A 21,940-nucleotide genomic window follows, 5' to 3' on the forward strand; every position below is an offset into this window, starting at 1 on the left:
TGGATCATGACATCCCATAGAGAAACACAATTCACCTAATTTTGTGAGGGCCGAAACGCAGATTCAGCCATTTCGTCGATGAAGCCACTTTTGCCCTGTCGCTACGGGAGTATCTCCTGCGTTCAACGTCGTCAACTGGAGATTGAAAGTGGTTGAATCAGGAAAGAAACGCCGCAAGAAGGCAAAAAAGCCCCAGAAGGCTACTAGCAGCACCACATCGGCGCAGGCAGCACGGGATGAGGTAGCGGAAAGCGGATCGGGAGGCCGAAGCCGCAGAGAGCTGATCAAGAACGCTGGCCTGGCTGTCGGCGGGGCAGCCGCAGGGTGGGGACTCGCGTACGTGTTCGCCCCGCAACAAGAGGTTCGAGCGCAGCAGGCCGTGCAAGAAGCTCAGGAGAAGGAGGCGCGGGCTAAAGGACCTATCGCCGCGGCCGCTGTTTACCGCTGGGTGCCTGACGACGCGTTCGGGTGGGCTTTTCCTGGCCAGTTATCCGCCGAGTCGATACGCCGACTACAGAGCGACGATGATGCCTATGCTCCAGGAAAGTGGGCGCAAAATGCCACCGGGGTACGTTTCGCAATGAGCTCGGACCCGGAGACTTTCGGATTCTCCCGGATACGAATGACGCTGCGCGGTCAGTGGGTCAGACCCGTTCAGGTGACGGAGATCCGAGCCAAGGTCAAACGATTCGCCCCGCTTGAAGGAACACTCATACGGGCTGGCGCCCAGGGTGGTGGTCCCATCATCGATATTGGATTCGACCTCGACGCGAACGACGTCGTGGCCCGACTGCGCACAGACGAGCTCACCCTTGGCAAGCCCTACACCGACGACCATCAGCTCACTGTGGAGCCGGGCGAGATAGTCACACTCGACATCGTGGCCCAAACCCGACGCCATTACTGTGAATGGGAAATTCATCTGGACGTGGAAGTAGACGGGGTGCGAGAACCGCAACCTCTCGTGGTCAGGGACGGCGACAGGTCGTTCCAGACCACTGCGCCGGCGGCGAGCTATTCCGCGCGGTACTTCTATGATCTCGATCCACTCTCAGGAGGCTGGAAACCCACCGGCCCGGGCGGGATGGAATGACCACAATGATCACACGAGTGACGATCATGACCGTGTCTGCCGTCCTGGCCTTCGCTGTCTCCTGGGTTCTCCTAGCATCGCCCGCGCCGAGCCCGACCCCGTCCACGCCTGACCAGGTGCGTGTGGTGGCCTCTGCATGGAAGAAAGTTCCGAGGGAATCCTGGATCGCAGTGGACGAACGGGCATGGAACCGTTTCAGGGACGCTAACCCATTAAGAAAGCTTCCCGACGACTGTGCCAGACTGTTCACATGGGCGCAGCAACATGAGCTAAACCCTTCCGTCCCACTCCAGTATCTCCTCACCATCACAGCCGACGATCGCGTGCATGTTCGTCTCCACAACGCTTACGCGGTGCAAAGCAACAAAAAACTGACACCACAGCGACCGCCTATTGCGCGAATGCATGTGAATTGTGAAAACGACTCCGGTACAGAGGATTCCCCAGGATCCGCGGCAACGAGGGTCGACGGCAGGACTTTCTCGGCTAGCGAGAAAGTCAAACCTGAAGGATTTTACGAGAGTTATGTGTTCGACATGGGCAAGGAGACAGAGACGACTCTGCAGCTCGCTATTGATTCACTGACCGGAATTTCCCCTTACGACTATGAGGTGATTGTCGGCATGGAGGTCGACGGCTCGCTACGGAAATTCACCCTCAACGACGAAGGGCGTCCTTTTCATCGTCGTTGACCCCTGATAATTGCTGTGCGCGGGGATTCTCCATCGCACGTCACACGGCCGCTGCAAGCGAGACCCGCAGCCCGTCGCGCTGGTCCCCGACGGCATGACCATCAGTGAACGCCCCAGTTCTCGAACCCCGCTCCGGCCTGTGATGTCGAGGTCAATCGCGGCACGGCGACGCGCGCCCAACGTCAGCCATGAGAAGTCCATGATCATATGTCGTGCCGGCACGAAAACGGCCTCCGAGAGAGCCGCTGGCGGACAACCAGCGCAGTGCCGGTATGGGGGTCTTCTCCCGAACGTGACCCCAGCCCCAAAGTAGCTCTGGGTAATAGTCACCGACGTCGGGCAGGCGGATCCCGGCCTTCTTGCCAGCGGGCCAGGGCCTCAGAAGAGACGCGCGTGTAGTCAGCGAGGGACGCTGGGGGTGAGGAACCGGCACAGCCATTCTCGATGAGAACGATCTTGCTGGGGGCCAACGGGCAGAAACGGGATGCGGGCGGGACAACTGCTCGTCAGTATCGCGCGAGTGCTTCGTAGGCGGTGGAGCGGCCGATTTTGAGAGTGCGGGCGGCTTCGGTGACCGAGACGCCGTCGTCGATCAGGCGGCGCAGCGTGGCCACTTCGGCAGGGCCGATAGCGCGTGGCCGGCCGGTCTTCTTCTTGCCCGGCAGCATGGCGCCGGTGGCTTCGCGGCGTTTGGCGGCGGCGATCCCCTCAGCCTGGCGCTCGGCGCGCAGCTCCATGGGCCACCAGTTCGTACTCGGCGGCCGCAGCCAGGACCGCGAACATGAAGCGGCCTTCCTTGGTGTCCAGGTCGAAGTTCTCGGCCAGGGACACGACCTTGACGCCGCGCTCGCGCAGCTCGGTCACCACGGTCAACACATGTGCGGCTGAGCGGCCCCACCGGTCGGACTTCCAGAACTTCAACGTGTCGCCGGGGCGCAGCGAGGCCAGGGCGGCGGCGAATTCGGGTCGGTCCCCGCGCAGACGGCTGGAGATCTTCTCCTGAACCAGGACGTCGTAGCCGTCCTCGGCGAGGGCGTCGAGCTGGAGCTGGGGGTTCTGGTCGCGGGTAGACACCCGCGCGTAGGCGATCGTGCGGCGCATGGGTCCTCGTGTTGCCGTGGGCAGGGGGTCAAGGAGCCTGGAGGTATTCGTCGAGGGGCGGCAGATTGTCCTGCGGGCTCTGGCCGATGATGAGGGACAGTTCCGACACCCACCTGGTGAGGCCACCCTGCCAGGAGGAGAAGTAGATCGCCCCTTCGGGGTCGTCCTGATTGGGAAGCCGGACGTATCCGTCCTTCCCGTCGACCTGCGCTCGCAAGACCTTCGGCCGCTCGCCTTCGTAGATGAACGTCATGAGGTCCCCCGTCCGGAAACGTATATCTTTCTGGACACCGTAGCGACCAGGCGTTACACCGTCCAGAAACCTCTATCCAGAAAATCGCTGCGGCGGAGCTACTCGCGGCCCGTTTCTGTCAGGTGGGGCCTGACAGTCGCGATCACGGGGTGAGGGGAAACGAGCTTGAGAGGAACAGGTCCGCGCCCTGTCAGTCCTGCGGGATGGCCTCGATCGCCGCCATGTGCTTCTCACCCCACTGCCCGAGCGGGATGAGCGCGGAACTGGTGGAGGGCGAAGCCGCGCTTGTGGTGGTCGTGCTTCCTTGGTGGCCTGCTTTGAACACGTACTCGGTGCGCTCGCAAGACAGTCGGCCGCGGCCGCTGTGAGGGGCAGAGGCCGACGGCCTCGGGTGTGCGGAGGTCATGTCGCCGCGACGGTTGACCCTGACGCAGGGTCAACCCCTCAGCATGGTTGGCATGACTACGAAAACCAGTGCGATGCGGCACTTCACGGTCCACCACGACGGTGTCACGATCCCGGTGTCTCGCGGTGGCCGGGGACGACCGCTGGTCCTGTGCCCTGGATTGAGCTCGACACAGGCCGATCTGCACGAGCTGGCCGAACTGCTGCGCCGCGACCACGACGTGGTGACCTTCGACCTCAGGGGCCATGGCCTCGCCTCGGCCGCCGACCGGTACTCCTTCGAGGCGTTCCTCAGCGATCTCGTCGCCGTGCTGGCGGAGCTGGGACGCCTCGACCTGCCCGCGGCGCCCGTGCTCGTCGGCTACTCGATGGGCGCGGACCTGGCCGTGCACTACGCCTCCGAGCATCCTGGCACCGTCGCCGAGCTTGTTCTCATCGACGGGGCGAACCCGGTGCCCGAACCGTTCCTCACGGAGGCCGATCTGCCGGAGTTCCGCGCGATGTGGGAGGACATGGCGACGCAGCAGGAGGCCGGGCGGGGCACCGCGCGTCAGGTGTTGCTCACCGCCCAGGAAATTGTCGACCTGAATGTCGAGATCGATATGATCCGGTCCGGAATCCTCGACCGGTACCGGAAGATCGACCGACCCATCAGCATGATCATGTCGACTTCGATGGCCGGCGACAGCGGCGAAGGACATGCGCCGCGGTTCAATCAGAACTGGCGTGCCGGTGTTGAGCGACTGGTCCGCGAGCAGCCGCACATCTCCACGTCCTGGCTCGACGCCGATCACCGGCTGGTCTTCACCCACGCCCCGGAAATCACCCAGATCATCCGAAGTGCGCTAGGTCCGGCGGCCAGGCCGACTTCTTAAACACCTCCTGCAGTAGGAGACTGGTTCGATGCTGACCATCGGCGAGCTGGCGTCGTACGCCGGAGTGACGGTACGCGCGGTGAGGCACTATCACGCCAAGGGGCTGCTGCCGGAGCCGGAACGGGACCACTCCGGCTATCGCAGGTACGACGCCGGCGCCATGGTCGAGTTGATCAGGATCCGGACCCTCGCCGAGGCCGGGGTTCCCCTGGCGCGGGTACGGGAGCTGCTACAGGCCGGCGAGGAGGAGTTCGCCGCGGCGGTCGCAGACATCGACAAGCGTCTGCGGGTGGAGATCCGGGAGCGGCAGTGGCACCGCGAGCGGATCGCCCGCCTCTCCGCCGGGGACAACCTGGCGCTGCCCCCGGAGGTGGTCGAGTTTCTCGACCGGCTGCGGGCGCTCGGGGTCGACGAGCGGATCGTCCAGGTCGAACGCGACGGCTGGATCCCGCTGGCCGCGCACTCACCCGAGCGAGTCCCGGAGTGGATGGCACGCAAGCGGGAACAGGTCGCCGACCCGCAGCTCATCGATCTCTATCTCACCCTGGGCCAGGCTCTCGACCGGACCGACGAAGACCCACGACTGGTCGAACTGGCCGACAAGCTGGCCGCCTACATCACGCAGATGGCCGACGAGCAGGGCGAGGACTACGTCGGCGATGTCGACGTTGAGCCACCGTTCGTCAAGCTGATGGACACGCTGGCGTTCGACACCGCGCCGCCCGCCCGCCGACTGATCGAGCTGCTGAAGGAGCGAGGCTGGACCGGCTGGACCAAACTTGAGCGCGTGGACCCAACCCGGGGTGCGGCCGGAACACGGCAGGAAGATACCGCGGTGCGGCGTTCCCGGCGTTAGCGGTGACGGCGGGCGGAGTCCTGCTGGGCGAGGGCGACGGCTTCGGCGCTGAGGTTGACGTAGATGGCCAGGTCGCGGATGTTCTCGTGGCCGCTCAGCGCGTAAACACAACCCAAGAGCCACGCGTGCGAGGAAGGCTCGTTGAGCCGGGCATCGCCGCCATAAGAGGGGTCTCCCGAACTGCTATCGCAGATAATGCGCCCCTATCTGCGATTACTCCACCCGAGAGTACGACTTGTTGATCTGCACGCTGGTGACCGGCGCCGGACCGCTGGTCGTGCTCAACCAGACGTAGGACACATCGGAGCTGTGGTAGATGGCTTTGCAGATCATCTGGGTGATGGCGTTCAGCAGCTCAGCCGCGGCTATACCGGTGAACCCGTCGATACGGACCGGTTCGTGGTGGCCCATCACACGGGCCCACAGCACGCCGCTGTTGTTACTCTCCCCGGCCCGGTTGTCGGGCTGTCCGTCGGAGACGAAGAAGGAGGTCACGCAATCGGCGCGGACGACCTCGGAGTACGCGCCGATCCAGATGTGGGGGAAGTCAGCCATGGTTTGATCTTCCCCGCCACCTCAGACGGCCAAGTCCAGATCCAGGTGGGTGTCCATATCGATCTGGATGGTGCCGTACAGGTTGGCGTGCGACCAGAAGAGTGGACTGAGTGCGCGCCGGTCGGCGTCGGTGAGCCGGTCGGCCCAGGCCGGGTCCTTGAGCAGCGACTGGACCAGGATGGTGTTTACGAAGACCAGGGCCGATTGCAGCAGGTGCAGGGCGAGCATGGAGACTTCCTGGTTCTCCCGGTCGGTACCGCCGATGGTGCCGGCCTTGCCGTAGAACAGGTCTGCGTTAGCGGAGTTCCAGTTCTCCACCACCTGTAGGCCCTCGTGGATCTCTCGGCGTAGCCCTTCGGAGGCCATGTAGTCGGCGATGAAGATCGACTTGACCGCCCGGCCGACCTCCTCGATGGCGCGGTAGGTGGGGTGCTTGGGGCCGCCGCGGGTGAAGCGGCGCAGTACCTGTTCGGCCTCGCCGGTGCGCAGCTTCAGCGCGGTGGCGTACTTGACCATCTGGTCGTACTGCTGGGCGATCAGCTCCCAGTCGATCGTGCGCTCGCTCACCATGCCAGCCAGGCACGCGAGTACGGGCTGCTCGGTGTCGACGCGGACGAGTTTTTGGTGGGAGACGTTCTTCATGCGCGGCAGCAGCTTGAAGCCCAGCAGGTGACTGAACGCGAACCCGACCAGGTTCTGGCCGTGGGTGTCGGTGTACTGCCGGTCGATGGTGGCATCCGTGCAGTGCCGCAGCACGCCCTCGATCATCGCCGACACCTCGGAGGCCGAACAGGACTTGAGCTGGGAGTACACGCACACCGACTTGCGTTCGACGTGCCAGTAGATCATCACGCCGTTCCGTAACGGACGTGGTACTCCGTCATCAGGTTGGAGGACCAGGACCCGAACTTCTTGGCATCACTCGCGCAGGCGGTGCCGGCGCCCCACCAGGCCTCATCACGCGCCCGCAGAGTCGCGTTCACCAGCGTCGCGATCGCGTTGCGCAGGTTGTCGCGGTTGACGAACAGGTAGCGGGTGGCGCGCAGCGCGGCCTCGCTCTCGCCGTGCTTGCCGCCGTCGGCCACCCCTTGATCCCGATGTTGGTGCCCAGCGCGTAGAGCACCAGCAGCAGGCGTTTGCGGATCACCTCCCGCGGGGTGTTCTCGCGGGTGGCGATGGTGGCGAAGTCGTCGGTGAACTGGGTGACGAAGTCGGATTCCTTGAGGAAGTCGAGCAGGTCGATGACGCCCCAGCGGGCCGCGACCGCGGCGTGCAGCGCCCGCAGGTTTTCAGGTGTCTTCAGTTTGCCCAGGTCGGGCACATGCCACATCGGCTCACCGCGGTGGGTCTTGACCTTGGTGCCGCCTGAGCGTTTCTTGGTGACCGCGGTCGCGCAGTCGGCCATGGAGGTGCGCATCGCCTCCTTCAAGGTGGCGATGAACTCGGCTGCGTCCAGGGGCTGGCGCAGGTTCTCGTAGTGCACGTCGCGGTTGTCCTCAAAATCGGCCGGCAGGTCCTCTTCGGGGTTGCGCCAGCGGGCGGCGCCCTCGACGTAAATCTCCCGGCGGCGCAGCGCGTCCTTCACCGCCACCAGCACGCACAGCTCGTAGGAGACCCGCTCGATCACCCCGTCGCCGTCGACCACCGCCTCCCGCCACCCGTCGGGGACCACGCTGGTGATCGGCACCTTGTCGACGCCGTCGTAGTGGCGGACTTTGCTCGGCACGTCGGCGTAGCGGCCCAGCAGGTCCAGGGCGTCCATCACCGGCCGGTAGGCGGTGTTGTTGCACTTGAACTCGATCGCGGCCAGCAGCTTGGGCAGCATCCGCCGGTAGTAGCTGGAATATGAGCTGGTCAGCACGGTGCGCACCCGCGCCCGGTAGGTCTTGGCGTCAGCCTTGGCTTCGGCCACCAGCGCCCGCAGCGTGCTCTCGCCGACGGCGGGGAAGACCACCTGCCGCACCGGCTTGTCAGGGGCGGCAAGGGAGGCCTCGGCGATCGAGTACAGCTTGGCGGTCTTGCCGTGCACCTTCTTGGCCTCGGCGTACATCGCCTGCTCGACCCGCCGCTCAGCCTTCGTGTTGACCTTCGAGACCAGGCCGATCAACAGGTTCACCAGGGCGTCGGTGATCTCGGCGGTGCGGCACCAGGCCAACGCGGCCAGCAGTGTCAGGCGCACCGGCTCGGGGTTGGCGGCGAAATCAGAAGGGTGTGAAGCCATCGCCCGCGCCCGCCAGGAGGCCACCAGCTTGTCGGAGAACCCGCCGAACAAGTCCGCCGGCAGCCCCAGCGCCTTGCTACGCCGCAGCTTGACGATCTCCTCCAGCAACGTTTCCAGTCCCAGCCGACCCGGGTCGGCCTTCAGCTCGGCCAAGAACCCGTCCGCACCAGTGGCCAACTCCAGCAGCGCGGCGGTCGAGTCGGCCGACAGACACCCGGTCACCCGCTCACAGAACGCCCGCTCGAACCGGGCCCGGCAGCCGCGCACGATGCGCTCGGTCCGCCCGGGCGGCTCAATCTTCAGGTTCCGGCAACGCGACAACATCGCCGCCCGAATCCCCTCATCCGTCAGCACCATCGGACAGATGTCACTGGCCAGCCACTCGATCAGCGCGTCCTCATCGGCCCGGGTCGACTCGCGAAATCCCAGCGCCTTGCGAATCTGGGAGCGGTGGTACTCGATCGTGCTGCCCGTCCACTGGTAGTCGGCCAGCAGGCCCGGCTCGACCTTCACCTGTCCGGCCACGTAGTCCACCGCGGCCTTGGGGAACTCCCCGCCATGCCGCGGGAAACGGGCTTCAAGCTCGAAGAACTTCAGCATCAGGCCGAAGCCCAGCCGCGTCGCGCCCGACTTGTTCGACACCAACTCCCAGTCGTCATCCAGCAACGTCCACGCAGCGATCAGCTCTTCCGGTTCCCACTCCCGACGCATCAGCACACCGCCACTCGTCGAACGATCCCCGAGGTCGAGAACACAGTCGAAGGCCGCAGCACCGCTACCGGACGGTATGCCCGACTCGTGACGATCACGAACCGCAACCGTGATCTACCCCAGAGCTACTTTGGGGCTGGGGTCACGTTCGGGAGAAGATCCCCGGTATCAGAGGCTGTCGGTGGCTGTGCGGCCTGGAGGACGCCGCCCAGCGCTCCGGCTGTCCGCGATCCGGATATCCGGGGAAGGACTTGGACAGTCGTCGACCCTACGAGTCCGGCGCTGGACAGCAGGTGGCTGTTCAGCGCCGATGACGGCACCCCGGGGCGAGCGGCGCGGCTATGGGCTCTCGGCCGCGGCGCCGCCGGGCGGCCGAACGTCGAAACGGCGGTCCGCTCAATGTGCAGGCCAACAGCCTGCAGGGCGGCGCTCAGGGCTCGGGTCATGGACGGAGGGCTCTGCTCAGGAACACTATTGGGCAAGACGACTATGCCCGTCCTGGCCAGGACCGGGAGGCGGCCGTCGACCAGGATGCCCGGGGTGCCGTCCAGGTCCTCCAGCGGCGGCAGCGGGGCGAGCGGCTGGTCGACCCAGCCGGGCACGGTGAGTCAGCGCCGCTCCCCGGTGTCGCCCACCGTGAACGCCACGCAGGTCAGGCGCAGCTCACCAGCCGCAGGCGGGGGTGTTGGTTATCGTGGTGATGTTCTCCTCCGACTTGGAGAACCACCTGTGGGCGGCCGGCGTGCGATCGATTGTTCGTCAGGTGTCGGCCGCCCTTGGTGCCCAGACGAAAGCCGATGTGCCCCCAAGGGCAACGCATTGGAGAAGAACCTCGGCAGAGGCACGCTTCTGTCGAGCGCGTCGCGCTCGATCTGAAACAGCAGGAACTGCCCCAGCTGGGGAGTGGGGTTGTCATCGCCCCCTTCCAGTGCCCTGTGTCGGCCGTCTCTTCCTGCCCGTCGTGGCGGCAGGGTCACGGCCACGCCTGCGGCGAAGATCGTGCTAATCAGCGCCGCCACCTTGGGTTCCGCGTGGTCGGCCAGCCAGCTCATGCGGCCCGCACGGCTCACCCGGGCGGCGCCTTCTCCCCTGCGGGGTGAAGGCGAAGGTGCCGCTGAGCGCTCCTGTTCCGTGACGGATCGCAAGCAGAACGGGCTCGTCGTAGACCAGCGGACCAGCCGACTCAGCACCGGCGCCCGGGGCGGAGTCGGTGCCGTTCCACAGGTGGAAGAAGACCATCGGCGCGCCGGCCCGCTTGGTGAGGTAGCCGAGGGTTTTGCCGTAGCGGGGATTGGTGGCACCGAAAGGCACCGAAGGCGGACCGAAGGCCTCCAGCACCTCGCTGAGCGTCCGATCCCTACCACCCCAGCCGCTCAGCTGTCGATGCATCGCCTCGTATTCGGTGGCACTGAGTACCCGGTCGGCGTGCAACCACCCGCGCGCGTGGACGAACTCGGCGTACAGCGACGCCACGGCGCCCTCCTCCTCACCGGGCAGCAGGGTGTGGAGCGCTCCTCGCGCCCCGAGCGCGTTGAGAGCTCCGCGAGCTCGCATGCTCTGCTGCTCGGTGGCCCAGACCTGCTCCTGGCGTTCGGCGTAAGCCAAAAGATCAAGCAGCAGCCGCAGTGCGATCTCCCCGCCGTACATGCCTGGGCGGCGAAGCGCCGCGTTGAGCTCACCGACGAGGTGGGCACGAATCTCGACGCTGGAGCGTGGCCCGGATGCCGTCATGCCTCTATCTTCGCCGCGGCAGGGGAAGCGGGGGCGGCGGGTGGGCGGCGCAGCAGCAGGGTGAGGGTCGCGCGGGCGTCACGGCGCCGAGCCGGGGTGCGGGCGAACACCGACGCGATGGCCAAGGCGGTGATGGTGAGGCCGTACAGCAGGCCTCCGGCGCCAAGCGCGATCGCGGCGGGCAGCAGGCCGGCTACCTCTTCGACGAGCCGGGCGGGTAGGTGGCCAACCGGCGCCGCTCCGCCGAGGACTGGATCAACGGCAGCGGCTCTCATTGACTCACAACCGGCTTCCAAGGGTAGGGGTGTTCACGAGTGGATCTGGCCTGGGACGGAGGAGGGGGCAAGAAGATCGTTTCCCGGCATGAAGGTGATCGTTTCCCAGCTCCGAATGGATGCCCAGGATCCTGGAGTACAGGACAGCGGCGTAAGGGTTCCTTATTCCGCAGTGACCTGGCGGTGGATGCTGCGGCGGCTGGCTCGTCGACGTCGAAGTCCTGGGGCACACATGGCCCGCTCACCACGAGAACGTGCACGCCCACGGCACTCACTTCGTCGCGCCATCGGCTACGGCGCAAGACGGGCGCGGGCAGTCACCCGGTCCACGCCGAGTTCGGTCAGCACGTCAGACGCGGGATCGGTGCGATCACCGTCCAGGAGCCCGACCAGCAGGTGGACCGCGGTGACCCGGCGTGCGGGGCTGCGCCTAGCCACGGCGATAGCCCGGGACAGCGCGGCCTTCGCACCGGAGGTGAAGGGCATCCGTTTCGACGGTGCCGAAATCATGGCCCGCTCGACGCCATGCGCGTCTACGCCGACTGCGGCAAGGGCGGCATCATCCAGGACAGCGAGCGCGGACCGCGCCGATTCGACGTCCGCCCCGAGTGCCTGTGCCGCCTCTGCTTCATGGAGCACGCCGAGGAGTAGATGTTCTGTGCCAATGCGCCGGTCGCCGCGCCGCCGCGCCTCCGCCGGTGCGTGCGCCACGACCGCGGCTCGGGCACCGGCCGTGAACCGTTCGAACATCGCAACTCACCTCCCGTGCTTGGCGTGGGCGGACTGGCGCGAGACGCCGAGCGCGTCGCCGATCTGCTCCCAGGACCAGCCTTCGGCTCGAGCGCGGGCCACTGCGGCGGCCTCGACCTGCTCCGCGAGCCGGTGCAGGGCACCGACGGCGCGCAGCCCCACCGCCGGGTCGTGCGACCGCAGCCGGGCGACCAATTCGGGCTCCTCCATGCCTGTCAGTTTGGGTTGACAAGTGACGCTTGTCAACCCAAACTGACAGGCCTCAAATGCTTGAGGAGGGTCCAATGTCCAAGGCCACGTTCATCTGCGGCATCACCGCCGGTCCGCTGTTCGTACTCAGCTTCCTGATTCAGGGCGCCGTTCGGAACGACTACGATCCGCTGCGCCATCCGGTCAGTTCCCTCGCCCTCGGCGACCATGGCTGGGTGCAGAGCGCCACATTCCTCGTCGCCGGCGCGTTGACCACCGTCTTCGCCGTCGGGCTCCGACGGAATCTGCGCCCAGGGCCCGGCAGGCTATGGGGCCCATTACTCGTCGGCGTATGGGCACTCGGCCTCGTCGGCGCCGGCCTGTTCACCACGGACCCGGTGAGCGGATACCCGGCTGGCAGCCCGGATCTGCTGCCTGCCTACGGCAGCACCCAGGCGGCCCTGCACGACGCCGTGTCACTGGTCGCCTTCGTCGCATTCCTGGGGGCCTGCATCGTGTTCGCCCGCCGGTTCGCCGCCGACAACCGGCAGGGCTGGGCACTGTACTCGACCGCGACCGCCGTCATCGTCCTCGTCGCCCTCGGACTCTCAAACGCGGCCTTCGCCCAATCGCCGAACCTCGTGACCTTCGGCGGCCTGTTCCAGCGAATCATGATCGTCGCAGCCTGGTCATGGCTGACCCTGCTGGCCCAGGACATATATGGCAACGGTGAACGACCAAGGCCGAGCGCCCGCATCCGTTAGCCGATCGCGCAACGGACACCGGGCTGGACGAACCGGAGATGACGCCGACCGACATCGGGGTTGAGGAACAGGTGGCAGCCGTTATGTGCGCGGCCGCCCCCGATGCTCCGCCACCGGCACTTCCTGCTCTTCGCCCACCTTCGGCGACGCGCCAGCGGCGACATCCGGGATGAGCTTCCCCCATAGGACGGACACCTCGTGCCGTCATAGCCGCCGGTGACGGCGACTGGTCGAGCGTTCACCTCCCCGACCGCCGCCGCCAGAACACCGTGGGGATGTCCGCTCATCGGTTCGCCGATGGGTTGGCGCGTGACCAGGTCCCACACCCGCACAGTGCCGTCATCCACGCTGTTACCACCGGTGACGGCGATCGGCCGACCGTTCACCTGTCCGACCGCCACCGCCGAGACGACGTCATTCTGAAACAACAAGATCCCGCCTGATCGCGATGATCAGACGGGATCCCGTCAACTACAGCCCAGCCGTTTCAAGAACGGCCCCAAGGGTAACCGGAGATGTCTTTCGTGTGTCTGACAACGAAAGGAGATGACCGTATGAACAAGAAGCGCAAGGCCGTACTGGTCATGGCCGCGTTCTTCTCGGTCGGCGCCGCGAGCTTGATCAGCACGGGTCCCGCCGCGGCCATGCCACCGAACTGCGACTTTTTTGTGTGCGAGGAGCAGGATGGCGGCGGCGGAGGCGGCGGCACCCCCACCGGCGGCGGTGGTGGCGGCGGCGGCGGTGGCAGTGCGCCGCAGCCGCCGACGCCACCACCCCCACCGGCGGCGGTGGTGGCGGCGGCGGCGGTGGCAGTGCGCCGCAGCCGCCGACGCCCCCCGGTGGCGGGAGCCCCGACAGTGGGACGGGCGGTGGGACGGGTACCGGCTCCGGCTACCCCGGACCGAACCCACCCGTGGACATCTGCGATGAACCAAGAGTGCCCGGCGAGCCCCGGAACCCGGACTGTCACTGGCAACCAAGAGAATTCGGGGCTGCCAACAACGGCCTCGCCTAACCGATGTGTCACGAACACTGCCCGACCGTGACGGAATGTGCGTGAAAGCACGCGACGCATTCATCATTGCGGACAAGGGATGACCGGAGAGCGCGGACGCCCTGCGCCAAAGGGCAGTCCGCGCTCTGCGTGACATCTGCCGAACACGGCCCCCCTGACGATCCGTCCTCGTCAACGCGACCCGTGCCAGCGCCGGCCGAACTCGCTCAGGCTGCGTCCACGGAGGGTGCGGGCCCTCTTCAGGGGACTTTGGGGGTCCGCACTCGCTCGGGTCAAGGTCCAGGTCACCGAGGTCTTCGGCTGACCGCCTCCACCGGGTGATTCACCCCCGCGCGCAGGAGCGCGCGGCGCGCTCCCCTGGCCAGGCTCCCCGCCCAGGTCACGGACGATTTCAGCGGTGGCCACCACGAGGTAACCGGTCTGGGAAGCTGAGGAGCTTTCGGAGGGGTCTACCCGCGGGTGCGCGAGGAGCCTCAAGGGCGGGACGGGTTCCTGGTCGATGAGCGCGGAGGGCGCGCCGGGCCTGTACGAGGCGCTGGCCACGATCGCCGCCGCGGCACGGTCGGCCTACGCCGACGGCTCCAACCTTCGGGTGCGCTCCTCAGGCATCGTGCACGCGGTCGTGATGACCCGCTGGCTGGGCAGCGCATGCCAGGCCCGGCGTGCATGGTCGGGGTGAGCGGGTGGGACCCGGGCGCGGCCCATCCGGACCGGGGCGCGGTCACCTGCCGCCGCTGCCTGAAGCTGACGACGCAGGAGCCTGCCGACGAGCAGCTGGAGCTGTTCGGCGTGGCCGCCCCGAGCCGGGCGGTCGACTCGGCGGCCCCGGCGACTGAGCCGCTCAGGATGCGGTGGCTGTGGTGGTGGCCGACGGCCGCGGTGTGCGAGCGGTGGTGAGCAGGGTCAGGCCGTAGGTGGTGAGGATCGGGCCGATCGGCTGGAAGTAGGAGATGCCGCCGGTACTGCAGTCTCCCGAGCCGCCGGAGGTGATGCCCTGGGCCTGGTCGATGGCGATGAAGGGGCCGCCCGAATCTCCGGGCTCGGCGCAAACGGTGGTGCGGGTCAATCCGAAGACGGCGCCCTGGGGGTAGATGATGGTGGTCTCGCGCTGCTGGATGAGGCCGCAGTGGAAGTAGGTGGTGGAGCCAGATCGGCAGACCGAGGCGCCCTCGATCGCCGGCCGGGCGCCGGTGATGGGTGCGGCGCCGTCGGCGTCGGTGCCGTAGATGTTCACCGCCGGGGTGAGCGTCCAGGTGGGGTTCACCGCGATCCAGGCGTGGTCGTCGCCGGGGAAGGTCGATTCCTGGACGACGCCCAGGGCGATCCGGTTGGCGCCGGTGGCGGAGGCACCCGACCCGCCGCAGTGACCGGCGCTGGTGAACCCCTCGCGGTTTCCTCTGGTCACGGCGAACCCGACCGAGCAGCGGCCGACGGGGTCGAGATAGTAGGCCTCACCGCCGCCCACCTTGGTCAGGGGCTGCGGGGACTCCAGGGTGGGCATCACCTGCACCCCCTCCTTGTCGACTCCGAGCGTGTGGATGATCGTCTTGGCTTGCTCGGGTGCCGCCGCCAAGAGCACGACCTTGTTGGTGCGCACGTCGATGTAGCGCACCCGGCCCGCCTGTGGATGGGCGAGCGGAGCCGCGTCGAGCGTTCGCTTGATCGACCTCAACTGGGCCAGGGAGCGAGTGACGAGCTTGGGCCGGGCGCCCGCGGCGAGGATCGCGGGGATGTCATCGGTGCTGGTGGTGGCGACGGTCAGGGTTTGGGCGACGGTTCCCGACAGCCAGGAGCCGGCGAAGCGGTCCGCGAGCATGTTTCGGAGCCTGTCTCGGATGGGAATCAGGCGAGCCTCGTTGCGCAGCCGGGTTTCGACCTGCTCCTTGCTGAGCCCGAGGTCACGCTGGAGTGCCTGGACCATGCCCGGCGGTGGTTGCCGGACAGGTGAAGCAGCCGTGGCAGCGGCCGGCGGGCGGCCGGCGGCAACCGGATCGGCCGCCAGGCTGAACCCGGCGACCGTCAGGACGCATCCAATGGTCACGATGTGTCGACGCACCATAGCCTCTCCTCGACCTCGTCGTGAGGGGGGCAGGCCTCATACCGCAGGCTGATCACGCGATACGGGCATCGTCACCTTAATCCGGCCCGTACCGCCCTGCGGCGCCGAAGGCGTCCGTCGCGCGCGGTATTGGTAAGAACCTTGCGATCAGGAGACGAAGGGGCGATCTCCCCTGCGGGCCCGTGGCGGGGCCGAGGATCATGTTCCGCCGACCATGCCGTGCTCGCCTGCCGATCACCCCTCACCTAACGATCGGCAGGACCTCCCGGAATCGGCGTCGGCGGCGGTGTCGGCTCCGGACTCGGTCTGATCTGCTCGGGGAGAAAGGGGCGCGGCTCCTGCCCTCGCAGCGCACTGACCGCCTCAGGCAGCGTCAGGCGCACCTCGAAGTGATCCACCATGCGGGTCAGCTCGAACAGACGACGCGCCCGCCCCTGCGGGGCAAGGACCACGATCAAGCGCCCGTGGCGCCGCTGGACGTCCTGGCGCATCCGCACCAGGGCACCCACCCCGGCCGAGGCGATGAAGGTCACCTGGGTCAGGTCGACGACCAGCAGCAGGTCCTCGAAGGTGAGCAGCGCCTCATCCAGCGTCACCGCCACCTCCGGAACCGTCACCGCGTCCAGCTCCCCGATCAGGCGAAGCACCCGCACCGGTCCCACACGCCAGCTCTGCACCTGCGGCGCGGCCCGATCACCTGGCATGACGCCACCCCCTCACGGTCGCGTCCTGCGCCAACGGGGCCGTTGTCCCGGTTGCTGTACGCGCCGTCCATTTCACGAGCGCGACGTAGAGGGCCGCAAAAGACCTGGCGTGCATGGTCGCAGTGAACGGTTTGAACCGAGCAGGTCCACGCCGAGTTCGCCGAGCAGCTGCGGAGGTCTGCTGGAGGTGCGGGCCATGAGAACGGCTGGAAGGCCCTCACTCGCCCGCATCTGGAGCAGCAAACCGAGCAGGCGTGGTGCCTGACCCTGCTGACCAACTCGGTGGTCGCCTGGACGACGGAATATTATTCTCGGGCGGTGCTGGAGCTGCGCTCCCAGGGCCGGGAGGTACCGGACCAGATCCTGTCGCATATCTCGCCCGGCCACAGCGACAACATCAACTTCTTCGGCGTCATCAATGTCGACGTCGAGGCGGAACTGGCCAAGCTCGACACCAGCGGCTGACGGCCATTGCGGCCCGCGCAACTACGCGAGCTGGGGTTGACGCCCTGAGTGGTCCTGCGCCGCGCTCGGCGCTGGAGGAGGTGTAGGGGGTCCAGCCAAGGTGAGCCCAAAAGCCGCAAAACAAGATCAACAGTGTACGACTCGGGCGGATTCATGAACTCCTCGGCAGGGGTGGGCGGCCCGGCGGTTTCCCTGTACGCGGTCAACGCGGGCTGGACGGTACGGGAGTTCGTGCCGAACGCGCCGTTCTATGGGCTCATGGTGAACGCGCTCTCCGTCGTGGCCAAGGGCTCACCGCAGCTCACCGCGCCGATCTGGCTGCTGGTCGCGGCCGCGATCGCGGCAGGATCGGTGATCGGCACAGCACTCGCCCAGCGGGTACCGAAAAGGACGGATATGACGCTGAACTGGGGGGATTGCGCGGGTTCTGTGACTGAGGTGTTGGTTCACCAACGGTATGGCCGTGAGTGGAGGGCCTGTCGCGGATCAGCCGGTAGGGGGTGTGGTTGGCTGGCCGATGTGAGCATCCTTCGCCCCGAGACGATCCTCCCGTCCGGGGGCGAGCCCGTCGCCGATGACGCGACTGCCCTGAGCCGGGCCAACGACGGTCGACCAGAAGGGGCAGAAGGGGCAGAAGGGTTGGCGGTGGTGGCGTTGATCGCCTCGGCCGGTGGGCTGGAGGCGTTGTCGCGGGTGCTGGCTCCGCTGCCGGCCGATCTGCCCGCCGCGCTGTTGGTCGCCTTGCATCAAGACCCCGCCCATAACAGCATGCTGGCGGCCATCTTGGCGCGGCGGACCGCTCTGGAGGTGCGGGTCGCCGTCGATGGCGCCGCCCTGCAGGCCGGTTTGGTGCTGGTCGTGCCGCCAGGCCATCACCTGCTGGTCGCCTCCCCCGAGCGCGTCGCGTTCATCGCCACCGGGGGGCTGCCCCCGCCCCGCCCTTCGGCGGACCTGCTGCTGGCCACCTTGGCCGTCACCTGCGGGCCGCGCGCGCTGGCGGTCATCCTCACCGGCACCGGCCACGACGGCCAGGCCGGGGTGCGCGCCGTCGTCCACCGCGGCGGCGCCGTCTTCGCTCAGGACGAGTCCAGCTCGGCGTTCTTCGCGATGCCCGCGGCCGCCATCGCCACCGGCCAGGTCAGCCGGGTACTGGCCCTCGACGACATCGCCGCGGCGATCACCACCCACATCACGCCGACCTGACGCCTCCGGGGTGGCGCCCGCTGGCGGTGACGCGGGCGGGCGTTGCGGTGAGGGGGTGGTTCGCGCTGCCGGGAGTGTCCGCGGCGGCCGAGCCGCGGCGGGTGACGGCGGGCCTCGACGGAGCCGCGTTGCGTTTCGTCGGCGCCATGGGCATCTGTGCCCTTCCTCGGGGTATCGCGGGGGGGCGTCCACCGGCCGCTACCCTCACCCGTCGCGGCCAGTCGTGACCAGGGGAGGCTGAGGTGACCGATCGCGGGCAGGCGTTGCGGGTGCGGGTGACCCATTACGGGCATTGCAGCGTGCTGGAGGTCGGCGGGCACCTGGACTTCATCACCGCACCCACGCTCACCGGCCGCATCGAGGCGGTCTGGGAACTGAGCGAGGGACCCCGGCTGGTGTTGGAGGTCTCCCAGCTGACCTTTTACGACTCCACCGCCCTGGCGGTGCTGGCCCACACCCGCCAACGCATCCACGCCACCGCCACCGGCCGGCTGGTGTTCGTGGGTCTGCCGACCGGGCTGCGGCAGTTGCTGCGGCGCACCGGCCTGCTGTCGCGCTTCGAGTTGCGCGACAGCGTCGACCACGCCGTCGCCGAGCTGCTTCCTGAGGCGTGAAGCTCAGCCTTTACGTCTCCGGCACCGAAAATCTGTAGTGGCTGAAGTAGACATCCGTGGTGGGTGGGGGTAGAGTTCCTGACATCGCAAGGAACGGATCCACGAGGGCAGAGCAGGACGTAGGCATCACGACGAACTGTCCGGACGAGCGTGGATAGCTGGATACAAAGACGACGCAGTGAAGAGGGGCAGAAGGTCGGACGTGCCAGGACCGAGCGGTTGAAGGGTCCCGGCCGTGGACGCGCTGCCACAGCAACAGCAGTGAAACCAGAAACACCGTCGGACGCGCCAGGACCGGCAGTAGGTGAAGGGTCCCGGCCGTGGACGAAGCAGCTGCGGCAAGAAATGAACGGGCAGAAGGTCGGACGTGCCAGGACCGGCAGTGGTTGAAGGGTTCTGGCCGTGGACGCGCTGCCACAGCAGTCAGGCAGTGAACGAGTGACGAGTACCACCGTCGGACGCGCCAGGACCAGGTGTAGGTGAAGGGTCCCGGCCGTGGACGGCGCAGCTGCGGTACGCACGTGATGCATGAAGGTGAAGGAAATAGCGCCAGCGAAGAGTGAAAGGAGTGTTGAACGCCATCAGGATCGCCCGTTGCCGGTTGATGTTCGCCGCACGGGTACCGCAGTCCCACGGATTGGAAGGTGGTCTACGGTCACGCACACGCGATCCCCGCATCCCTGCCCCCATCGGGCGGCCAATGCGGAACAGACAGATCGGCCTTCGGGCCGGTAGATGGTGTTGAACCTCGTGGGCCCCGGCGCATCATGGCGCCGGGGCCCTGTCGGCATTTTCCAGAAGGTTGTCAGGAAGGTTATATGGACCAAGCACCGATAGCGTCGGCCGTCCGCGCGCAGCCCAGGCTCCGCGCCAGCGCCGATACGGCTGAACCGGCCCACCGGGCCGACACCGCGGGCAGCGCCGATGAGGCTGACGGGCTCCCCGCCACGCCGAGTGACCTCTCCGGTCACCGGTTCGACGATGAGGACTACCCCGCCTACAGCATGGGCCGGGCCGCCGAGATCCTCGGCGTCACCCCCGCGTTCCTGCGCAACCTCGGCGCCGCCAAGCTGATCGAGCCGCAGCGCTCAGAGGGCGGCCACCGCCGTTACTCGCGCTACCAGCTTCGCCTGGCCGCCCGCGCCCGCGAACTCCTCGACCAGGGCACCGCCCTGGAGGCCGCCTGCCGCATCATCATCCTGGAAGACCAGCTCGCCGAAGCCCTGCGCATCAACACCGAACTCCAACACCACCGCGACCGCCACCAGCCCGGCAACGCGAGCCGCCGCTCGGCCTGAGGGCCGGCGTCCTCACCCGCGATCGCCCGCGCTGCCGCCCGACAGCACCGGTCTCGCCCCGACACCCTCACCTCACCAGCCCAAGGGCGCCCTGCCTCGCAGCGGCAGGGCGGTCCGGCCTGGTGAGGGCGCACAGCTCTCACGCGTCGACGGCGATGCCGGTGAGGGGCGGGACGCCACGCCGACGGAGCCGGTACCTGTGCCCGGGACGCCGCGCCTACGGCGAAGGGGTACCGGCCCTGGCCTCACGGATCAGAACCTTCGCGACGGCCCGGACCTGCTGCAGCCGCTCCGCGCTCTTACGCATCCGCTCAGCCAGCTCCGCTCCCCTCAAAGAGGAACCCTCCACCTGTTGTCCCGACTCCGGGAGCCGGCCGGTCAGCGGCCGCACCACCGCCCGCCCGCCGCCGAGACGAGAAGGAGCCCGACCGTTCATCGGCCCCCCTTTCTCCTTGCTTGTCGTCGATCATCGATCCATTACCCGGTTTCCTGCGCCGTTGCCACCGAGATACCAACCGCTCGACCTGCGAAGGCTAACCCGCGGTTGAGGTCGTCGCATGCAGGGTGGGGACGCCGGTGGGGCGCAAGGCGGCGAAGTCGGCGCGGGCCTGAACGATGGCCTCGGGGTAGGCCTGGGTCTTGTCGTGCTCGGCGAGGGCGCGGTAGATGCTGGCGACGGACGGGTTGTGCCCCTTGCGTCTGCCGGTTCCGATGATCAGGTCCGGCTGGATCTGCTCGACGGACTCGCCCATCGCGCGGCGCCGCAGCACGGTGTGCAGCATGTCTGCGGTGATGACCGGGGGCCGGCCGCCGTGCTTGCCCTTGCGGGCGGCGGTGTCGAGTCCTTCGAGGGTCGATTCGCGGATGTTTTCTCGTTCGGTCTCGGCCATCGCGGCGAAGAAGGCGAACAGCAGCCGGCCGTGCCCGCTGGGGTCGTAGGTTCCGGCCAGGGGCCCGGCGAGCATCTCCAGGACCAGGCCGTGGGCGGACAGGTGGTCGGCCAAAGCGGTGAGCTCGGCGGCGTCGCGTCCCAGGCGCTTCATCTCGCACACCGTGAGGATCACCCGGCAGTGCGGGGCGTGAGCCTTGATCTCGCGGGCGGCGGTCAGGGCGGCCTCGAACTGGGGGCGAACCCGCACCCGGGTGCTGATCTTCTCGGCGAAGATCTTGTCTCGGGGGATGTTCTTGGCGGTGAGCGCGTCGAGTTCCTGGCCGAGGGTCGAGCAACGGGCGTAGCCGATACGGATGTCGGCGGTGGGCATGTCGGGGTCGACGGGCGCCGGGGGCGGCGTGCCGGGCCGCCACGGCTGGCCGGGGCCGCGGTCGGCGGGGGTGGCCACTCGCAGCAGCTTCGCGAGCCGGCCCACCTTTGTGAAGCGGCCGGTGTGGTAGGTGCCGGCGACCGCGCCGCCGCGCGAGCGGCACGGCGAGCCGGGCTCGGCCGCGCACCGCGGGCACGGGTGGCGCTCGATGTCGTCGGCGTCGAACACCGACGCGGTGTGAGGGGCGGTCATGGGTCCGGATTTTCGCACAATGCAACTCTCAGAAGGGGGTCGATCCCGCTTTTGAGTGAGAACGAGTTGTGCGAACCGATCCGAGGCGTGGAGGGACCTCCCACCCTTTCGGTAATCTTGCTCTGACAAAGGAACGTTTCTGCGAATCACCCACCGTCACCGCCGTCACACAGAGCTACTTTGCCCCTGGTGACGCCGACCAGAGTGGGACCCTCACCGACGCGGCCGAATTAAAACAGTGCAGCGGCTGGTCCCTGCACCAGCTACGCCACAGCGCACTGACCCACGAAGCCGAAGACGGCACCAACACCCCGACCCTGCTCGCCCGCTCCCGGTACGCCTCGGTCCGCTCCCTGGAGCGCTACGCCCGCCCCGGCGTCGACGCCGTCGCCGACCACGTGGCCAGCCGCGACCCGGCCGCCCGCCGTCGGATCCGGTAAGCCGGTCGGCTACCGCGAGCGCCCTTGACCGGTCGCCGGTCAGCGATCCCCACGGCGGATTTCCGGCGTACCTTGGCCAGCCCCATCCGGGTCGCCCTTCGGACACTTACAGCGCCTCTGACCTGCGCCCTGCCCCTTTGACGCTTGTTTTTCCTGC

General features: G+C 67.5%; 25 protein-coding genes and 1 pseudogene. 12 read left to right on the forward strand and 14 right to left on the reverse strand.

The genetic code is table 11. The features are described from left to right. The first annotated feature begins 148 nt into the window (after positions 1-148). Positions 149-1,093, forward strand: a complete 945-nt coding sequence (locus OG587_RS30765) for a hypothetical protein (protein ID WP_329081300.1) — start codon at positions 149-151, stop codon at positions 1,091-1,093. Positions 1,094-1,110: 17 nt separating this feature from the next. Then, positions 1,111-1,785, forward strand: a complete 675-nt coding sequence (locus OG587_RS30770) for a hypothetical protein (protein ID WP_329081301.1) — start codon at positions 1,111-1,113, stop codon at positions 1,783-1,785. Between the two features lie 506 nt (positions 1,786-2,291). On the opposite strand, the gene OG587_RS30775 is transcribed toward OG587_RS30770, so the two are convergent. Genes OG587_RS30775 through OG587_RS30785 form a run of 3 tightly spaced genes read right to left on the reverse strand, consistent with a single transcriptional unit; the run spans position 2,292 to position 3,139 of the window. Next, on the reverse strand, positions 2,292-2,522 hold the full coding sequence (locus OG587_RS30775; protein ID WP_329081303.1) for a helix-turn-helix domain-containing protein: 231 nt from the start codon (positions 2,520-2,522) through the stop codon (positions 2,292-2,294). Next, on the reverse strand, positions 2,494-2,886 hold the full coding sequence (locus OG587_RS30780; RefSeq protein ID WP_329081304.1) for a recombinase family protein: 393 nt from the start codon (positions 2,884-2,886) through the stop codon (positions 2,494-2,496). The genes OG587_RS30775 and OG587_RS30780 overlap by 29 nt, the downstream gene beginning before the upstream one ends. 28 nt (positions 2,887-2,914) lie before the next feature. Then, positions 2,915-3,139, reverse strand: coding sequence for a hypothetical protein (locus OG587_RS30785; RefSeq protein ID WP_329081306.1), 225 nt, complete (start codon positions 3,137-3,139; stop codon positions 2,915-2,917). A gap of 458 nt (positions 3,140-3,597) precedes the next feature. On the opposite strand from OG587_RS30785, the gene OG587_RS30790 reads away from it, so the two are divergent. Next, on the forward strand, positions 3,598-4,419 hold the full coding sequence (locus OG587_RS30790; RefSeq protein ID WP_329081308.1) for an alpha/beta fold hydrolase: 822 nt from the start codon (positions 3,598-3,600) through the stop codon (positions 4,417-4,419). 28 nt (positions 4,420-4,447) lie between these two features. Next, entirely contained in the window at positions 4,448-5,275 is an 828-nt protein-coding gene (locus OG587_RS30795; protein ID WP_329081310.1) for a MerR family transcriptional regulator, read from the forward strand. Between the two features lie 213 nt (positions 5,276-5,488). Here the strand turns inward: OG587_RS30795 and OG587_RS30800 are convergent, their stop codons facing one another. The 7 genes and pseudogenes from OG587_RS30800 to OG587_RS30830 form a co-directional block, all read right to left on the reverse strand. Further along, positions 5,489-5,830 (reverse strand): hypothetical protein, encoded by a 342-nt coding sequence (locus tag OG587_RS30800; protein ID WP_329081312.1) that lies wholly within the window; start codon positions 5,828-5,830, stop codon positions 5,489-5,491. A gap of 21 nt (positions 5,831-5,851) precedes the next feature. Continuing rightward, positions 5,852-6,915, reverse strand: a pseudogene (locus OG587_RS30805) (transposase). Further along, on the reverse strand, positions 6,810-8,762 hold the full coding sequence (locus tag OG587_RS30810; RefSeq protein ID WP_329094057.1) for a DUF4158 domain-containing protein: 1,953 nt from the start codon (positions 8,760-8,762) through the stop codon (positions 6,810-6,812). The pseudogene OG587_RS30805 and the gene OG587_RS30810 overlap by 106 nt, the downstream one beginning before the upstream one ends. A gap of 1,002 nt (positions 8,763-9,764) precedes the next feature. After that, positions 9,765-10,493 carry a hypothetical protein gene (locus OG587_RS30815; RefSeq protein ID WP_329081314.1) on the reverse strand — a complete coding sequence of 243 codons (729 nt, stop codon included), beginning with the start codon at positions 10,491-10,493 and terminating at the stop codon, positions 9,765-9,767. Continuing rightward, the gene (locus tag OG587_RS30820; RefSeq protein ID WP_329081316.1) at positions 10,490-10,768 is read right to left on the reverse strand and encodes a hypothetical protein; all 279 of its coding nucleotides are present in this window, start codon (positions 10,766-10,768) and stop codon (positions 10,490-10,492) included. The genes OG587_RS30815 and OG587_RS30820 overlap by 4 nt, the downstream gene beginning before the upstream one ends. A 291-nt stretch (positions 10,769-11,059) precedes the next feature. Then, positions 11,060-11,518 carry a Clp protease N-terminal domain-containing protein gene (locus OG587_RS30825; RefSeq protein ID WP_329081319.1) on the reverse strand — a complete coding sequence of 153 codons (459 nt, stop codon included), beginning with the start codon at positions 11,516-11,518 and terminating at the stop codon, positions 11,060-11,062. A gap of 6 nt (positions 11,519-11,524) precedes the next feature. After that, positions 11,525-11,728, reverse strand: a complete 204-nt coding sequence (locus OG587_RS30830) for a helix-turn-helix domain-containing protein (RefSeq protein ID WP_329081321.1) — start codon at positions 11,726-11,728, stop codon at positions 11,525-11,527. Between the two features lie 74 nt (positions 11,729-11,802). Here OG587_RS30830 and OG587_RS30835 point away from each other — a divergent pair, with 74 nt between their 5' ends. The 3 genes from OG587_RS30835 (at position 11,803) to OG587_RS30845 (ending at position 14,383) form a co-directional block, all read left to right on the forward strand. Further along, entirely contained in the window at positions 11,803-12,471 is a 669-nt protein-coding gene (locus OG587_RS30835) for a DUF998 domain-containing protein (RefSeq protein ID WP_329081323.1), read from the forward strand. A gap of 1,514 nt (positions 12,472-13,985) precedes the next feature. Further along, positions 13,986-14,165, forward strand: coding sequence for a hypothetical protein (locus OG587_RS30840; RefSeq protein WP_329081324.1), 180 nt, complete (start codon positions 13,986-13,988; stop codon positions 14,163-14,165). Beyond that, entirely contained in the window at positions 14,162-14,383 is a 222-nt protein-coding gene (locus OG587_RS30845; RefSeq protein WP_329081327.1) for a hypothetical protein, read from the forward strand. Before OG587_RS30840 ends, OG587_RS30845 begins: the two co-directional genes overlap by 4 nt. On the opposite strand, the gene OG587_RS30850 is transcribed toward OG587_RS30845, so the two are convergent. Both OG587_RS30850 and OG587_RS30855 read right to left on the reverse strand, forming a co-directional pair. Further along, positions 14,328-15,545: a S1 family peptidase gene (locus OG587_RS30850; protein WP_329081328.1), complete on the reverse strand. Its 1,218-nt coding sequence runs from the start codon at positions 15,543-15,545 to the stop codon at positions 14,328-14,330. The two genes, OG587_RS30845 and OG587_RS30850, sit on opposite strands and share 56 nt — an antisense overlap. A gap of 245 nt (positions 15,546-15,790) precedes the next feature. Then, on the reverse strand, positions 15,791-16,249 hold the full coding sequence (locus OG587_RS30855; protein ID WP_329081329.1) for an STAS domain-containing protein: 459 nt from the start codon (positions 16,247-16,249) through the stop codon (positions 15,791-15,793). A gap of 168 nt (positions 16,250-16,417) precedes the next feature. Between OG587_RS30855 and OG587_RS30860 the strand changes: the two genes are divergently transcribed. The 4 genes from OG587_RS30860 (at position 16,418) to OG587_RS30875 (ending at position 19,829) form a co-directional block, all read left to right on the forward strand. Continuing rightward, positions 16,418-16,714, forward strand: coding sequence for a Tn3 family transposase (locus tag OG587_RS30860; protein ID WP_329094058.1), 297 nt, complete (start codon positions 16,418-16,420; stop codon positions 16,712-16,714). A gap of 645 nt (positions 16,715-17,359) precedes the next feature. Beyond that, entirely contained in the window at positions 17,360-17,917 is a 558-nt protein-coding gene (locus OG587_RS30865) for a chemotaxis protein CheB (protein WP_329081330.1), read from the forward strand. A gap of 242 nt (positions 17,918-18,159) precedes the next feature. Beyond that, positions 18,160-18,531: an STAS domain-containing protein gene (locus tag OG587_RS30870; protein WP_329081331.1), complete on the forward strand. Its 372-nt coding sequence runs from the start codon at positions 18,160-18,162 to the stop codon at positions 18,529-18,531. A 1,004-nt stretch (positions 18,532-19,535) separates the two neighbouring features. Next, complete coding sequence (locus OG587_RS30875; protein WP_329094059.1) at positions 19,536-19,829, forward strand: helix-turn-helix domain-containing protein; 294 nt, start codon at positions 19,536-19,538, stop codon at positions 19,827-19,829. Positions 19,830-20,046: 217 nt separating this feature from the next. On the opposite strand, the gene OG587_RS30880 is transcribed toward OG587_RS30875, so the two are convergent. Then, positions 20,047-20,265 (reverse strand): hypothetical protein, encoded by a 219-nt coding sequence (locus OG587_RS30880; protein ID WP_329081333.1) that lies wholly within the window; start codon positions 20,263-20,265, stop codon positions 20,047-20,049. A gap of 97 nt (positions 20,266-20,362) precedes the next feature. Beyond that, on the reverse strand, positions 20,363-21,343 hold the full coding sequence (locus tag OG587_RS30885) for a recombinase family protein (RefSeq protein WP_329081335.1): 981 nt from the start codon (positions 21,341-21,343) through the stop codon (positions 20,363-20,365). Between the two features lie 68 nt (positions 21,344-21,411). Between OG587_RS30885 and OG587_RS30890 the strand changes: the two genes are divergently transcribed. Further along, on the forward strand, positions 21,412-21,783 hold the full coding sequence (locus tag OG587_RS30890; protein WP_329081337.1) for a hypothetical protein: 372 nt from the start codon (positions 21,412-21,414) through the stop codon (positions 21,781-21,783). Positions 21,784-21,940: the final 157 nt, after the last annotated feature.

Origin of the sequence: Streptosporangium sp. NBC_01469, from assembly GCF_036227305.1 — a bacterium.
GTDB lineage: Bacteria > Actinomycetota > Actinomycetes > Streptosporangiales > Streptosporangiaceae > Streptosporangium.